This window comes from Coleofasciculus sp. H7-2 (genome assembly GCF_042747725.1).
In the GTDB taxonomy this organism is placed as follows: Bacteria; Cyanobacteriota; Cyanobacteriia; order Cyanobacteriales; family FACHB-T130; genus FACHB-T130.
In genome coordinates, this window is sequence record NZ_JBHZGO010000055.1 from 1 (window position 1) to 14,525 (window position 14,525).

Here is a 14,525-nt window from a genome sequence, read left to right on the forward strand (position 1 = left end):
ATTCCGAATTTTATCTAGCCGTTATAGAAATAGAAGAAAGAGATTTGGCTTGCGAGTAAACCTGCTAGCAGGAATTTATAACTATGAGCTAAAAATAGCTGAAAAATCTTAATTCCGCAAGAGGTCTAGTTGCCAAAAAACATCTTTGACGCCAAATTGAGCGATCGCTGAGTCTTGTTGCTTCACCACCACATCCACCGCTGCACCGATTAAGGCGGGTGGGGCTAAGTCAAAGATTTTATTGAGAATTGAGCAAACAGTCGCCTGCCAAATTTGGACACGATAGTTGCGTCCATAGTCAATCAGACGCTTGAGGGGATGCGCCTTTGGTGGCAACTTCTGCCGGATTTGGAACCGATTGCGGAAGAGTTTACGGGACAAAATTCGAGTACGCGACAATAGTTACAGCAGATTTTAACTACTGTAGCAATTATCCTACTGACATCCCACGACTCTTTTATAGCCGGAGCGATCGCTAGATCGGTGTTATGCCACGGCGTGTGATGGTGATTGATGACTCAGCCCTCTGGTGACTGTTGTACTTGCGATCGCTTTCTCTTCAATTGGGCAGATGCGTTCCCAGTACTTCACCAATCTTGACGAGCGATTGTTTATTTGCATCTTTCCCAAGATATATTTTTATAGCAATTTTACAGATAAATTAAGTTAAAGGCTCAATCGGAATTTCAGGGCGTTTTTCGCAACCAAGATCGAGAAATACCCGCTGGATTTTGCTTTTCTTTGACTTGCGCTTTTAGTCTTCTTCTCTATCTCAAGATATATATTGAGCTGTAAAACAATCCATAACCAATCCACAGCCGTAATTTGTTTAGTCAAGAAATTAAAAAGGGAACTCTTCCGTTTCCACTGAGGTAGAAATCGCCAATGAAAAAACTAGCGCACATAGCAGCAATATCGGTACTGGTTACAGGGTTATCATCAGCTCATGCCCAAGCTGCCACATTCACTGAGAAAAGTGATGCCGGTAAGACTCTAAATACAGCCCAAGTTATCCCATCAGGGTCGCAACTACTAGAGTTTATTACGGGGACACTTTCTAATAATGATGCTGACTTATTCCAAATTTTTCTGACAGGAGGGCAGACATTCTCGGCTACAACACTTAGCCTGGATACGCTGGTAGGGCTGCCAGTTGATAATGTTTTAGGTGCCCCGACTGAGCTACTTGAAGATCCACAGTTATTCTTGTTTGATGCTTCTGGTAAGGGCATTTATGGGAATGACGATATCCCTGGCTTAAATTCACAATCAGTTCTATCATCAGGTGGGTTTTCTCCCGCTCAGTCTGGGATTTACTATTTAGCTATTGCCAGCTCTGGTTACGATCCTGTAAGTGCGGTCGGGAAAATTTTCTCGGCTGGAGCGGATGGAGTTCTAGAACCGACTGGTTCGGGTGGAAATCTTTCCTTGAGCGGCTTTACAGGTACGAGCGCTACCAGCGGAAGATACGGGATCGCCCTAACCGGAGTTACAACTAGCACCCAAAGCAGCGCTGAAAGCATTCCCGAACCGGCTGGAACATGGGGCATTTTAGCTTTGGGTGCCTTGGGCGCAGTTTCTCAGCTAAAAAACAACAGAAAGAAACAAAAATTCACTAGCTGAGGAGCTAGGATTATCTGGTTGGTTATTGAGGACAACGGCGAACTGACAAGTTAGCGCTTCGCTATCCCATCTTTGTTCGTGAAACGGCAATAAAACAACTCCCTGTTGTTTGATCGCTGTATTTTTGATAAGTGCGATTTCCTCAATGCAGAGGCTAGGGAAAGAGCGAATATCTAGTGGCAATGAAATCGCCAAAGCAAGTTAAAAAGCAATTTTTGACTTTGGGAAGAATCCATAACTAACTGCGAGTCGTACTTCTTTTAAGCCTAGCGATTCAAAAGAAGATAAACCTTCCCATTCCGCACGCACCATTAAGTGACTGAATGGATACATCTTTAGGAGATCCTGAAATGAAGCAAAAAACTTGTGTTCCCGTGAAAGAAACTGCGTCTCTCAACAAAATTGCAACTTCCCCTAAAAAACCTTCGCGTCGCTTTGGTTTAGGAAACCCAATCGGATTGGGCGTACTTGTTTTAGGATTAGCTTTGATCGCTGGGATGACACCTCTCTATCTCAAGGCTTCTGACCATGATGATGGTGAGGTAGATGCCAAGGGACGTAATCTTAATTTAACTGACCTGTTTGTATTCCGGGAAAAAGATCAGAACTCGAATGCGTCTCAAAACGATCTAGTTTTGATTATGAATACAAACCCGCGATCGGTAGCTCGTCAGCAATATTACTTCAGTACCAGAGCGAAGTACGAGTTCAAAGTGTCGCGGGTGACTAATAATGACGCCACTCCTACGGGCAAGGAAGATGTGGTTCTGCAATTCACCTTTAGCCCCCCGGATGCGAATCGCCAACAAACCATCACGATGACCGCCATCCGGGACGGTGCGATTGTTCTCCAAACCAAGAACCTCCGCACCACCCCGCTGAATCCCAATCCCAGTGCGCCGCCAATCGTTAACCCGGTATCCGGCGGTGGCGCTAACCTAGCCGTATTTGCAGGACTCCGGGAAGATCCATTCTTCTTCGACGTTGAGCAATATTTTCGGGTTCGCGCCGCTTTTCTCGGCATTGGTCCCGCAGTCCCAGGGTTCCGTTCTCCCGACCAAGCTATTGACTTTGCTAGAGGATACAACGTCAACGCGATCGCAGTCCGGGTACCGATTAAATTCTTACAAGGCTCGACCTCCGCAACCACTTTTGATGTCTGGGAAACGATTTCAGTGCCCGGAGCCAACGGCAAATTTACTCAGTTTGAGCGGCTGGCTCGACCGGCGATCAACGAGGGTCTGGTCGTCACAAACGACTTCCTAAACGCCCTAAACACCGTCAGCCCTGGTTTTGAAGCTTCTGCTCTGGCGGGTCAACAACCGGCTGCGAAGATCGCTGGGCCAATCGTCGGGGAAGTGAAAAAGACGCTGATAGCTTTTGGGAATACCGAGAAACGAGCTAACGCTTTGTTGGGTGCCTTTTTGCCAGATGTGATGCGGATTGACACCAAGGGACCCAGCGGATACGGCAATACCAATCCCAAAACAGGTAGCCCGATTCGGGGTCGCTTGCTGAAAGATGATGTCATAGACATCACCTTAACTGTCGTCACCGATGGGAAGGTTAAGAGTGATAACGTGTCCTACGACGGCGCACCGGGTAATCCAGCACAAGGACACAAGCCGTTACAACCTGCATTCCCCTATTTGGCTCTACCCAACTAGGTTAGTAGTGATGAACTGCGTACATTATCGCGGATGAAAACCTAACCCCCTAACCCCCTTCCCACCTCTCCCTAACCCTCTCCTATAAGGAGAGGGAAGCGGAATAAATATTTTTTACGGGGAAGGGGGAATAACTGAAAGCCCCTCCCCTACTAGGGGAGGGGTTGGGGGAGAGGTTAACCGAGCTTAGAGACAGAAGCATGAAACGTGCTGAGTATTACAAATCCGAAAAATTGAAAGGTGGGTTGAGTAGGCGTTTTGTCTGGAAGCGTTGGTGGATACCGCTCTTAGTTGCGCTACCGATTGCCGGAGTTTTGGTAGGGGGGCGTTTGTGGAATCCCAGTGCTGAACTCGACGCTGCTTATCGTTATCCCTTTTCCCAGTTACCCTCAGACAATATCACCGCTGCTTTGGGTCGGGAAATTGCTTTCTATCAGGAACGGATTCGGCGAAATCCAGGGGACGGACTGGATCGAACCTCCTTAGCCAAAGCCTATCTGAAGATGGCTCGTGCGACGGGAGATGCTAATTGGTATTTATTGGCGGAGCAATCGGCAAAGCGATCGCTCGCTAATTTATCCTTTGATAACGAAGGTGCCATTCTGGTGCTGGCTCGGATTGCGGAAGCGAAACATGACTTCAACGAGTCGATTCGCTTGGCAAAACAGGTATTGCAAACAAAGCCTGGAAATGAAGATGCAATTTCACTGTTGGTAACGTCGAACTTGGCGATAGGCAAAGTGGATGAAGCCAACCGCCTCACTAATGCTTTAATCAACCGAATGCCCTCGGTAGGCTCTTTAACACTCCGAGCATTGGTGGAAGTTGCACAAGGTCAAGATGAAGCGGCGATTCGAGATTTCCAACAAGCTTTAGCATCTGAGGAACCGGGCGAGACAGGCAGTTCGGCTTGGACGCGGACGATGCTGGGTCGATTTTACTTTAAGCGGGGAAACCATAAACTTGCCAAGGAACTTTATCAGGAAGCGTTACGCATCGTACCGCGATATCCTTTGGGATTAGTAAATTTGGCAGAATTGGAGACTCGACTCGGAGAGTATCGAGCAGCTGAGCGTCATTACTCGCAAGTTTTCGTTTCACCAAACTACCAGAATGTGTTCGATCACGTTGCCTTGCAAGGTATGGCACGGGTGAAACATTTGCAAGGTGACGAATCAGGCGCTATGGAGTTATGGGACAAAGCCGAAGCGTTAATCCGCCAGCATCAAAATCTAACTTCCTTTGGGCACAAGCGCGAACTGGCACGCTTGTTGCTGGAACGGGGGCGTTCCGAGGATTTGCCGGAAGCGCTTTCTTTAATGCAGGCAGAAGTTAGTATCCGCCAGGATGCAGATACATTGGATACTCTGGCTTGGGCGCTTTGCCGTTCGGGACGTTGGCGGGAAGCTCAGCAGGTATTGCAGAAAGCTCTAAGTCGCGGTACGCGCGATGCGGGAATTTTCGCTCGCGCCGGTACGATTGAGCAGGCACTGGGGAATAAGTCCCAAGCGATCGCTTACTTCCAAAAAGCTCAAGAAATCGACCCGACGTTTGACGAACAGACACAGCGATCGCTAGGACTCAACTCAAATTCTGCAACCGAGGTGAACTGATGAATGCAAAGTGGCGTCGATATGGCACGCTGAGCCTGCTGTCGTTTTTGGGAGCTATATTACTTTGGTTCGCTGCTGCTACCCCCAGTTATTCTCACTGGGCCGATTTGTCAGTAGCTGAGATTATGGTGGGCGAGACTGAAACTCAAATGACACTTACCTTTCCTACAGGGTTGATGACATTTGCAGACGACAACCAGGATAGTCAGCTGTCACCCGATGAAGTCCGCACTCATCAAGCCGAGTTGCAGACATTCTTAAGCGATCGCATCCGCCTCAGCGATAACCAGAAGCAAAAAGCTACCCTAACAATTAACGCATCAGAAACCAGCGCCCTACCCCCAAACTTGAAAGTTACCACGGGCACTCACAGCAGCTTACAGCTGACCTACACCTGGCCTCAGCCGGTTCAAGGACTCCAAATCCACTACAATCTATTTCTGCCAGGAGTGCCAACCGCCACTTGCCTTGCAACTATTCTGCATTCCGGACAGGTGCAAAACTTTATTTTCAGCCCCACAAACCAGACATTTTCATTAATGCCGCCAGGATTGGCGTGGCTGTCAGGAGGAAGCTTGCTGATTGCGATCGCTGGCTCGTTTGCGTGGGGTGCAATGCACGCCCTCTCTCCCGGTCACGGTAAAACCATTGTGGGAGCGTACTTGGTGGGTTCCCATGCCACCCCCAAACACGCCCTATTTTTAGGGCTAGCGACGACAATCGCCCATACCACCGGCGTGTTTGCCCTAGGACTGATCGCGCTGTTTGCCTCTCAATACATCCTGCCAGATCAGTTATATCCCTGGCTCAGTGTCCTCTCCGGTTTGATGGTGGTAGTGATTGGTCTCAACTTGTTCATCAACCGCCTGCGGAGTCAGAGAATCGGCAAATCCTCGACTGCACATGAGCATCATAGCTTTTCAGATTCCCAGAGCCATTCACACAGCCATCACAGCCACGACGATCATTCCCACGATCATCACCACGAACCTCACAGCCACGACGATTCTCATCACCACGAACCTCATCACCACGAACCTCATCACAGCCACCACGGCGATCATTCCCACCACGATCACTCGCACTTACCCCCAGGCGCGGATGGATCGCCCGTTACCTGGCGTAGCCTGCTTGTCCTAGGTATTTCAGGCGGTTTAGTGCCGTGTCCTTCAGCCCTGGTTTTGCTGCTAAGCGCGATCGCTCTGGGACGGATCGGCTTCGGACTGATGCTGGTGTTGACATTTAGTTTAGGACTCGCAGGCGTGCTAACTGGGTTGGGATTGCTACTCGTTTACAGCAAGCGCTTCTTCGATCGGCTACCGATTCAGATGCGGATCGTGAGGATTTTGCCTGCGGTGAGTGCATTAGTAATTGCGCTTTTGGGTGTAGGCATCACCACCCAAGCTTTGATGCAAACCGGGTTGGTTCGGCTATAAATCGTAGCGTGTTAGCGAAGCGATCGCTCCTATTGCATCGCTTGCCGAACCCGTTCTCTAAAAAATTGACATTTATACCGCTAAGTAGGTATGGCAATCCAAATTGATTTATGAAATATTAACAGCAGTAATGAATAATTTCCAATTACCGAGCGCCCAAAACTTTTTTAGCCGTTTTTAATCTAAAAATCCACCGATCAAATCAACCATTAAAATTTAGGAAAAACTAATGTTGAGATGCTTTCGTTTAACAGCTACCGTATCTACCGTTCTAATTTCATTGTTTCCTGGGATGGCTTTTAGCCTACCCTTACAGGCAGATTCTCCCTATCCAGTGGTTCCAGCTTCAAATATAGATATTCCGGTTTGCTATCTACAAACTGAAGATGGTAGAATGGTGGATCTCGGTAAATTATGCATTCAAACTCCTCAAAATTATAATGCTTCTTTAAGTAGTAATTTTGGGGCTGGAAATTGCTATTTTGTTGACTCGGCTGGACAACCCTGTAGAGCTTCTTCGGTCAGGAACCGTCAGCAGGAACCGTCAAGAAATTGAATTGTTGAGTAGCAAGCAGTACCAGCCATGATCGACTTTACCGCCTGGGATGAGCTACTGCGCCGATACGTCGATCTAGAAGGTCGCGTAGATTATCATGCTTGGTCTTCAGAGCGATCGCCAGCCCTTTCCCAATGGCTGGCTTCCTTACATCAACTGGATTTGCGGGATTATCCCAACCCAGATGAACGGTTAGCGCTGTGGCTGAATTTATATAATGCGATCGCTATCAATCAAGTTCTAGAACGCTATCCCATCCCCTCCATCCGACCGAAGATTTTAGGAATTCCCAACTGGCTTGCTTTCTTGTGGTTCTTCATCCGTCCCGCCTATTCCTTTGCAGGTAAGCGCTACAGCCTCAATCAAATCGAACATAGCATCCTCCGCCGCGAATTTGACGAACCCCGCATCCACTTCGCCCTCGTTTGCGCTTCCATCGGTTGTCCGCTGTTGCGAAATGGTGCATACTTTCCTGAATCGGTGCGGACTCAGCTAGAAGATGACGCCAGCCGTTTTATTAATAATCCCGATAAAGTTCGCTACGATTTCCAAACGGGAACGCTATACTGTAGCAAAATTTTTAAGTGGTACAAGAGCGATTTGCTGAAAGTTGCTCCTTCAATTCCTGAGTACATCCGCTTGTATTTAAAAACCGACGTTCCAATTGACTCCTCGACGCCTATTTCCTATCTATATTACGATTGGAATTTAAATGGAAAAAAGAGTTATTAGTTATTAGTTCAGCAGGCGGCAGATGCACTTTGATATCAAATCCGGTTGATTACCCCGCCGATCTGATATCTATATTCGGACATAGGAAGCTGATTAAAAGCTCAGGACTTACGCAAAGCTTATATATATAGCGTTTTGTAGGGGCAATCCCTCTGTGGTTGCCCTTACTATGTGGTGATGTTGCGTAATTCCTAAGCTGAATTACAGTATACGCAGCGCGACTTCTATTTCAACAAATATTCTATCGGTATATATTAATTTCATGGATTGAAAAAAACAGCTAGGTGTGTACTCGGCTCAAATTTTTGTTTGGAGACACACCTAGCTTATTAACTTTATCAATTGCCGAAAGGACTCAGGTTACGGACAATAGCAGAGGTTTTGCAACGTTATCTCCCAAGTCCCTGAGTCAACAATGTTACCGAGCGACGAGCGACTGCTTCAGCAAGAACTGCTCGACTATATGTTTCGCTGCCATGCAATGGGCCGTTAGGATACAATGACGTGTCTGCACTGGTGTGGTAAGAGCTAGTGCGCGATGCTTCGGCAACTCATAAAGGGGTAAGGGCACTAGCTCAACTATATGAACTTCGAGCTTAAGGAGTAATCTATCGTGGAAACTCTTTATAACTCTAAAGACCCGCTTTCAACAGCCGACAAAGTAGCAAAAAACGAGCATCTGCTAGGATAGGTGTACTTTATTCGGCATGGGGAAAGTACCAGTAACGAACGCAACATTTTTGCAGGCGTACTGGATGTTGACCTCACATCATTTGGTAGGTTGCAGGCACGTCGCGCCGGGGTTGACCTAAAGAAAAAAGGTACGAAGTTTGACGCAGTATATGTTTCTCACATGAGGCGGGCGCGGCAAACTTGTGAAATCGCCCTTGCTGAAAGTCAAGCGCTTAAATCGCCCGATACTCCTGTTCAGATCGACCATCGAATTAGCCAAAAATCCTTCGGCATTTTTGCGGGACGTAACCTGAATCTGCTACGTCTTGCTCTTGGCTACGAAGGCTTCGAGGAAATGTTACATTCTCATAACGAAGCACCTCCATCTGGCGAGAAGATTGCCCAAGTTTACGAGCGCGCTGCCCGTTTCTACGAGGATAAGGTTGTACCGCACTTGGAACGAGGAGAAACTGTTCTAGTAGTGTGCCACCAATATGTGTTGGAGCCTTTAGCACTTTATCTAAGCGGTTTACCACCGACTGCTTATAAACACCTGAAACTTCCTAATGGTAAAGCTCTCAGTGGTGTGGATCTCGTTAAGTTCCGTGATAGGGAATCAGGTGGTGCCGCTTCCCTGCGTAAAGAGATCAACGATCTTTCAATTATGTGGGCAATTTTGCTTTATGCCGCTGCCTTCTTACTGGGAAGCTTAGTAAGAGCAGTAATTGCCTCTACAGGAGGAATTCCGTCAGAGCTATTTCGAGCGATCATCGTTGCCTGTCTTGCAGCCTCAACGTTTTATACCTACCTGGACATTGACTTTGCAGCGAGTAAACGCAAAATAACCTCAACTGTGAAGTATGTGGTGTACGGGTGGATGGTGGCGAGATGGGCAGTTGGGCTTTCCTTAATATTTTCTGGACTGTTGTATCAAAGCGAAGCCGATCTGTACAAAGTTTTGTGGGTGCTATTTTGGATGGTTCCGCCAGCCCTTACTTCCCCAGTTTTATCGGTACTTTGGGGCGGTAATCTTTATCCGTCGGCTGTCTTGTCAAGAACGTTATCGATTGTTGCTCCACTGGCGCTTCTGGCTACATTGAGGGTTGCCAATTTACCCATTAATGTTTCCAGCCTGATCTTTTTCGGTGTGATTCTAATTGTTGGTTTGGCAATACCGGGAGCTTTAGCCCAAGTGTGGCGTGACAAATCTCCTGTTGAATCAAATCACCACAGTAAAAACTGGAAATTTATCGGAGTGCTTGCTGTCGCATTTATGGCTTTGGCAACTGGGTTTCAGTTTACTCCAGCAACATTCATAAGCGACTTATTTTCCTCAACAGATACAACGCGATCGCTAGCCTGTCTGCAACAGTTGGCAATTGCAACTTTGGTCTTTATCTCAATGCGCGTTTTGGCTGCATTAACTTCAGTATTTACAAAAGGCAAGCTAATTAAGGCAGAAGCTCAGGATGCTTATATCCTGCTTGTTAATCCCAATTTTTTCCTTTGGGCAGCTCTTTTCCTCGGAGTTAGTGCAACTGCAAATCCGGAAGCCGTAAGATATGCAATTTTTTGGGCAGCACTGGGGTTCTTCTGCATACCACTCGTCGAGCAGATATTGTTCATGAATTCATTTGGTAATGAATTATTGCGAGAAACATTGCGTTCTTCGAGAATGGCAACAGAAGATGTGAGAAAACTTTTCCAGCAATTGGATACAGATGCAAGCAATGCACTCAATAAAGACGAGATTATGGAACTTTTAGGTCGAATAGAAGATATGACAACAGGCGAACGTAGTTCTGAAGAAGTCAGGAAGTACGTCACTGATTATCTTTTCGCCACTCTTGACTCTGATAAAAATGGCACGGTTGATTTAGCAGAATTAGAAGAGTATGTATCAACGTATGGGTTGGTAGCCAACCTGAACGTTGCTCAAACATGAACTTTAACTCAATCAGTCATGATGTCAAAATTATGCTAGGGTAGAAAATGGCTATTTAAGTATACCGGCTCTGTGCAATTCCTGTGAGTACAAGTTTAAGTTTTTCAACAGCACAAGGAGACAAATTATGAGCAATGAGACGCAAGCAGTACCTGCATCTCAATTTATGAAAAAGACGCTGGGTATTTCCGAAGCCCCCTATGAAGCATACCTTAACTATGGGTATGCGCTGCTCGCTATTGCTGGGGCTGACGGAGAGGTTTCAGAGGCTGAAATGAACTGGTTGCTGAATCATCAACGAATGGTTGGCGCTCCTGAAGAACTCATGGAGAAATATAAATCTTTTGATTACAAAAGTGCTAAGTTAGAGGACTTGTTGCCCAAAATTACCGTTGATGTTTCTTCGTGGTCATCTACAAGGTCACTGTTGTATCACGCTATTCAAATGGCTCGTGCCGATGAAGATTACTCATCAGAAGAGCAAAAAGCTGTCAAGAAGGCGGCTAAACTTTTGAATGTTGAAGATGATATTGCGCTTGCTCTCGGCAGATTGGTAGATACGGAGGAAAACCTAACTGCATTGCGTAAAGCACTATTGCGTACTGATGTTTTAGGTACTTGATATCGCGATATTGACGAGGGAATTAAAGATTAGAGACGTACTAAGCGCGGTCGAAAACATTCTTACGAACACGCCAAAAAATCTCTGACTTTTTACCGAATATTCAAAACCTAGTTGATGGTGGAGATGGAGAACATGAGCAAGCAGCTCCTCCATCTTCCCTACCTTCAGAAGCAAGATGTTAAACTCCAACGAACATAAACTAAAAATATAGGCTGAAAAATCAGCTTATTGCTTTCGTATTAGCAATTTTTAAGGTCAAATGATAGAAGCTATCAAATTTCACAAGCATAAAACCACCACAGCCGACTGGAGACTAACTTCTGGATACTTGCATGAAGGTAGATCGGATTTTGAATCGGTACATATTTTATTAGGTCGTTTCTTAGCGGATAGAACTTCAGAAGATCCACTGGCAGAAAAAGAGCTATTTGCCTCAGACGGCATTTTTGAGTGGGGACACGCCAAGCCTTTAGAAAAAGTCATTAATTCACGGGAAGATTTGGAGTTTCTACTCAAACATCCCAATTTGTTACGCAACTGTATTACAATCATCGAACCCTGGGAACACGTAGGCGTTAACGCTCTTGGCGAAGATGTTCGGGCTTCCAAAAATGTTGCCTACATTGCTCAAAAAATCGCCGATATGGACTCAGTATTACTACCTGTTTGGTCAACTGGAGTTCTCGATCCAGAAATAGTCGTTCCTGCAATTACCTCCGGTTATACCGTAATCTTGGAAGGCGGCGATCCATCGACCTACGATCCATCGACTTGGACAAGTCCGGCGTGTCCGCGTGAGGATATGTTTGCATTGGTGGAAAAGTTGTTAATTTCGCGATCGCCCACCAGTGCGAGTGCCATCTTTATTTGTGTGGGACACCAGCTAGCTGCTGAATGTCATATCCGACTGATCCGGCGTGCAGTCAAAGAAATTCTCTCGCTGACATCTTTGGAACGCGACAAGGACGATAAAGCAATTAAATCGTTGCAAGAAGTGGCAGCACGAATCGAGGCGCTAGGCAAGACACTGCAAGTCAAAAAGCGTGATGGACGCTTAGTTGCCACTGGCTGGAATGATGAGCATTTTGCCGTGACGCGCAATGAATCAAAAGAAGTAGGCGATCGCGTGTTGTTACCTTATCAATCTCCTGACGGCGATGCCTTAAGTATTCCTTGGGAAATTATCCACGCCCACGATGTAACAGCTGATGCCCATGAAGGTGTGATTGATACGACGATTCAATATGAGCGCGAAGTATCAATTTCGATGTTTCACTCGGATGAAGTAAACGAAGAAGCCATTCTGTTTGCTAACTGGGCATACCGCAGCATTCATGACGTCATAGTTCCTTATCGCCACGTCATCGCTGGAAGCGCTTTGTCATGGCTGATCCAACTGCCCGATTCAATAGAAATTCTTTGTTCGACAGCGCTAGATGGTGAGATTGTCACCGAGTGTTCGGCAACTTGCATTAACTATAAAGATTTTGAAACCAAGAAAGTTCGCCGTTCCTTTACTTGCCAGTTCCATCCAGAACTGCTTTCCGATTTGCGTGCAATTGGTAACAGTGAAGCTCCATCATATTCAACCCTGAAAAATGATGATGGTGTTCGCTTATTTGTCCGGCTGCTCTATACCGGAATGCAAGAGTAATACGGCTATAGTGATGAGCCTCAAATACCTGTGTAATCAATTGGTGGTGGAGCAGGGGCAAGAAAAGAGCAGCGAATTACTCCCTTCCCAGTTAGAGAATAAAGAGTGAATAAATAACTTAAGCTATGGTCGATCAATCTTCTATGGCAACCGCAGATAATGAGCCACTACCTTTGCATGAACTGATTTCCCACATTCTGGACTCTGAGACAACAGCCACTGAGCAATTGTTTTATGGAATTCCAGTTTTGGGAACGATGCAGCAACTCAACCAACGGCTTGCCAATCAACCCCTACTCGATTTTTTCAATGCCACCTTGCGCGGGATTGGTCAGGCGATTTTTGTGAACAATCCCGTGAGTGGTTTGCTAATTATCATTGCCATTTTTATCCAATCTCCCTGGCTGGGAACCATGAGCTTACTGGGGACTGCCGCTGCCAATTTAATGGCGATCGCTCTCAAGTTGGATCGAGGTACGATTCAAAATGGCATCTTTGGTCTGAATGGACTGCTTATTGGTGCGACAATCGCGTTTTTAGGGCTGTTTGGAAACGGAGTCTGGAATCCAATTTGGATAATCGCAGCAATTATTCTTTCTGCCCTATCAACCATCGTCCTACAGACGGTAGGGACATGGTTTGCCACTCGCTTCCGAGTCGCTCCACTTGGCATCGCTGTGCATCTGGTCTTGATTGCCTTCCTGCTGCTACTTGCGGTTGTGCCTCAACCCTTCTTTGATATGGGTTCGCCTCCTCCCATTTCTTCTCCTGTTTCACTAGATGCATGGCGACTGGCTCAATCCCTCCCAGTAAGTCTTGGGCAAGTCTTTTTCGTAGACAATCTGATTTCCATCTTTCTGGTTTTTCTAGCAGTTGTCATTTCTACTCCCATCGGTGCAATGGTGGGATTGTTGGGTTGTGCAATGTACCTGCTGGCAGGTTTGCTAGTGGGAACCAGACCCGATCAACTGTATAGCGGGTTTTTGGGCTATAACGCCGTTCTTACTGCTGTGGCGATCGGCGGAATGTTCTACGCTCCAAACCTCCTTAGTATTTCGCTGGGTGCAGCCTCTGCGTTCCTGGCATCGATCGCTAGCCTTCTGTTGGTACCTGTATTCTCTCTAATTCAGTTACCGATTATGGCTTTGCCCTTTGCCATTGTGACAATAGGGTGTTTGCTAATTGTGCAGCGATCGCTCCCCTCGTTAGTGCCCGTCTCGCTTTATACAGTTGCCACTCCCGAAGAACACCGACAGCGTTTCTTAGTGGCTCGCGATATCATTACCCACTTTCGCAAACAACTGACGGCGGCGATCAAGGGAGAACGTCATAACGTTTTATTTGAACAGGCATCTGTTGAAATCAAAGGCAATCTTCGCTATATCTTTGATGCCATCGATCGCGATCGCAGTGGTGAACTTTCAACTCACGAATTAGCGGCACATCTGCAATCGGCAGGAAAAGCTTTCTCAGACGGTGAGTTGACGTATTTATTCAAATCGATGGATCGCGATGGAAGTGGAGCGATCGATTTTGAAGAGTTTGGCGAATTAATGCTGCGTCACCGCCGTCTGATGTCGAGGTACACTGAGTTTGTCACTTACTTTCTACCGCTCGATGCTGACGAAGATGAATCTATCAGCACCAAGGAAATGAATACGGCGCTCTCTAGTGTAGGAGAACCGCCCCTAACTCAGGAGGAAGTGGAATTTCTGCGCGATCGCACGGGAGGAGAGTCATTAACCTGGAATCGATTTATTGAAGTGCTGCTCGTGACGTAAAGAGCGATCGCAGCCTTGATATTAATGCTCTCTAATGATTATTGAGAGAACCAGTAAAACATACAACTTAGATGTTCATTAGTCTATGACAACTCCAGAAGTGTTGAAAGATAGCTTAAGACGGAAAAAATGGGGGCAGAATGTAGTATTCTACCCCCACACAAACTAAAAATGATGACTGATGTTAACGTCCTTTGCCAGCATTGTCAAATCCTTGCTCA

At 46.5% G+C, this 14,525-nt stretch carries 11 protein-coding genes and 2 pseudogenes; 11 read left to right on the forward strand and 2 right to left on the reverse strand.

What is annotated here, in order from left to right:
- Window positions 1-112, forward strand: a pseudogene (locus ACFW2W_RS12550) (IS5/IS1182 family transposase); the annotation flags it as partial.
- A 5-nt stretch (window positions 113-117) separates the two neighbouring features.
- On the opposite strand, the pseudogene ACFW2W_RS12555 reads toward ACFW2W_RS12550, so the two are convergent.
- Together ACFW2W_RS12555 and ACFW2W_RS12560 are read right to left on the reverse strand one after the other, a co-directional pair.
- Window positions 118-348, reverse strand: a pseudogene (locus tag ACFW2W_RS12555) (ABC transporter); the annotation flags it as partial.
- 138 nt (window positions 349-486) lie between these two features.
- Window positions 487-621 (reverse strand): hypothetical protein, encoded by a 135-nt coding sequence (locus tag ACFW2W_RS12560; RefSeq protein WP_378178148.1) that lies wholly within the window; start codon window positions 619-621, stop codon window positions 487-489.
- A 264-nt stretch (window positions 622-885) separates the two neighbouring features.
- Here ACFW2W_RS12560 and ACFW2W_RS12565 point away from each other — a divergent pair, with 264 nt between their 5' ends.
- From ACFW2W_RS12565 to ACFW2W_RS12610, 10 genes are all read left to right on the forward strand, one after another.
- Window positions 886-1,623, forward strand: coding sequence for a DVUA0089 family protein (locus tag ACFW2W_RS12565; RefSeq protein ID WP_378178151.1), 738 nt, complete (start codon window positions 886-888; stop codon window positions 1,621-1,623).
- A 350-nt stretch (window positions 1,624-1,973) separates the two neighbouring features.
- Window positions 1,974-3,290: a DUF4331 domain-containing protein gene (locus ACFW2W_RS12570; protein WP_378178154.1), complete on the forward strand. Its 1,317-nt coding sequence runs from the start codon at window positions 1,974-1,976 to the stop codon at window positions 3,288-3,290.
- Window positions 3,291-3,490: 200 nt separating this feature from the next.
- Entirely contained in the window at window positions 3,491-4,903 is a 1,413-nt protein-coding gene (locus ACFW2W_RS12575; protein WP_378178157.1) for a tetratricopeptide repeat protein, read from the forward strand.
- Complete coding sequence (locus tag ACFW2W_RS12580; RefSeq protein ID WP_378178160.1) at window positions 4,903-6,339, forward strand: nickel/cobalt transporter; 1,437 nt, start codon at window positions 4,903-4,905, stop codon at window positions 6,337-6,339. The genes ACFW2W_RS12575 and ACFW2W_RS12580 overlap by 1 nt, the downstream gene beginning before the upstream one ends.
- Window positions 6,340-6,631: 292 nt before the next feature.
- Window positions 6,632-6,895, forward strand: coding sequence for a hypothetical protein (locus ACFW2W_RS12585; RefSeq protein WP_378178163.1), 264 nt, complete (start codon window positions 6,632-6,634; stop codon window positions 6,893-6,895).
- 27 nt (window positions 6,896-6,922) lie between these two features.
- Complete coding sequence (locus ACFW2W_RS12590; RefSeq protein WP_378178166.1) at window positions 6,923-7,627, forward strand: DUF547 domain-containing protein; 705 nt, start codon at window positions 6,923-6,925, stop codon at window positions 7,625-7,627.
- Between the two features lie 691 nt (window positions 7,628-8,318).
- On the forward strand, window positions 8,319-10,244 hold the full coding sequence (locus ACFW2W_RS12595; RefSeq protein ID WP_378178169.1) for a histidine phosphatase family protein: 1,926 nt from the start codon (window positions 8,319-8,321) through the stop codon (window positions 10,242-10,244).
- A 127-nt stretch (window positions 10,245-10,371) separates the two neighbouring features.
- Window positions 10,372-10,866: a hypothetical protein gene (locus tag ACFW2W_RS12600; protein WP_378178172.1), complete on the forward strand. Its 495-nt coding sequence runs from the start codon at window positions 10,372-10,374 to the stop codon at window positions 10,864-10,866.
- Window positions 10,867-11,128: 262 nt separating this feature from the next.
- Entirely contained in the window at window positions 11,129-12,523 is a 1,395-nt protein-coding gene (locus ACFW2W_RS12605) for a hypothetical protein (protein ID WP_378178175.1), read from the forward strand.
- A 125-nt stretch (window positions 12,524-12,648) separates the two neighbouring features.
- The gene (locus tag ACFW2W_RS12610; RefSeq protein ID WP_378178178.1) at window positions 12,649-14,304 is read left to right on the forward strand and encodes an urea transporter; all 1,656 of its coding nucleotides are present in this window, start codon (window positions 12,649-12,651) and stop codon (window positions 14,302-14,304) included.
- Window positions 14,305-14,525 lie beyond the last annotated feature (221 nt).

Coding starts and splice junctions, on each gene's coding strand:
- ACFW2W_RS12590 (WP_378178166.1), top strand. CDS start 6,923: ATGATCGACTTTACCGCCTGGGATGAGCTACTGCGCCGATACGTCGAT.
- ACFW2W_RS12560 (WP_378178148.1), bottom strand. CDS start 621: ATGCAAATAAACAATCGCTCGTCAAGATTGGTGAAGTACTGGGAACGC.
- ACFW2W_RS12575 (WP_378178157.1), top strand. CDS start 3,491: ATGAAACGTGCTGAGTATTACAAATCCGAAAAATTGAAAGGTGGGTTG.
- ACFW2W_RS12580 (WP_378178160.1), top strand. CDS start 4,903: ATGAATGCAAAGTGGCGTCGATATGGCACGCTGAGCCTGCTGTCGTTT.
- ACFW2W_RS12565 (WP_378178151.1), top strand. CDS start 886: ATGAAAAAACTAGCGCACATAGCAGCAATATCGGTACTGGTTACAGGG.
- ACFW2W_RS12570 (WP_378178154.1), top strand. CDS start 1,974: ATGAAGCAAAAAACTTGTGTTCCCGTGAAAGAAACTGCGTCTCTCAAC.
- ACFW2W_RS12600 (WP_378178172.1), top strand. CDS start 10,372: ATGAGCAATGAGACGCAAGCAGTACCTGCATCTCAATTTATGAAAAAG.
- ACFW2W_RS12610 (WP_378178178.1), top strand. CDS start 12,649: ATGGTCGATCAATCTTCTATGGCAACCGCAGATAATGAGCCACTACCT.
- ACFW2W_RS12585 (WP_378178163.1), top strand. CDS start 6,632: ATGGCTTTTAGCCTACCCTTACAGGCAGATTCTCCCTATCCAGTGGTT.
- ACFW2W_RS12605 (WP_378178175.1), top strand. CDS start 11,129: ATGATAGAAGCTATCAAATTTCACAAGCATAAAACCACCACAGCCGAC.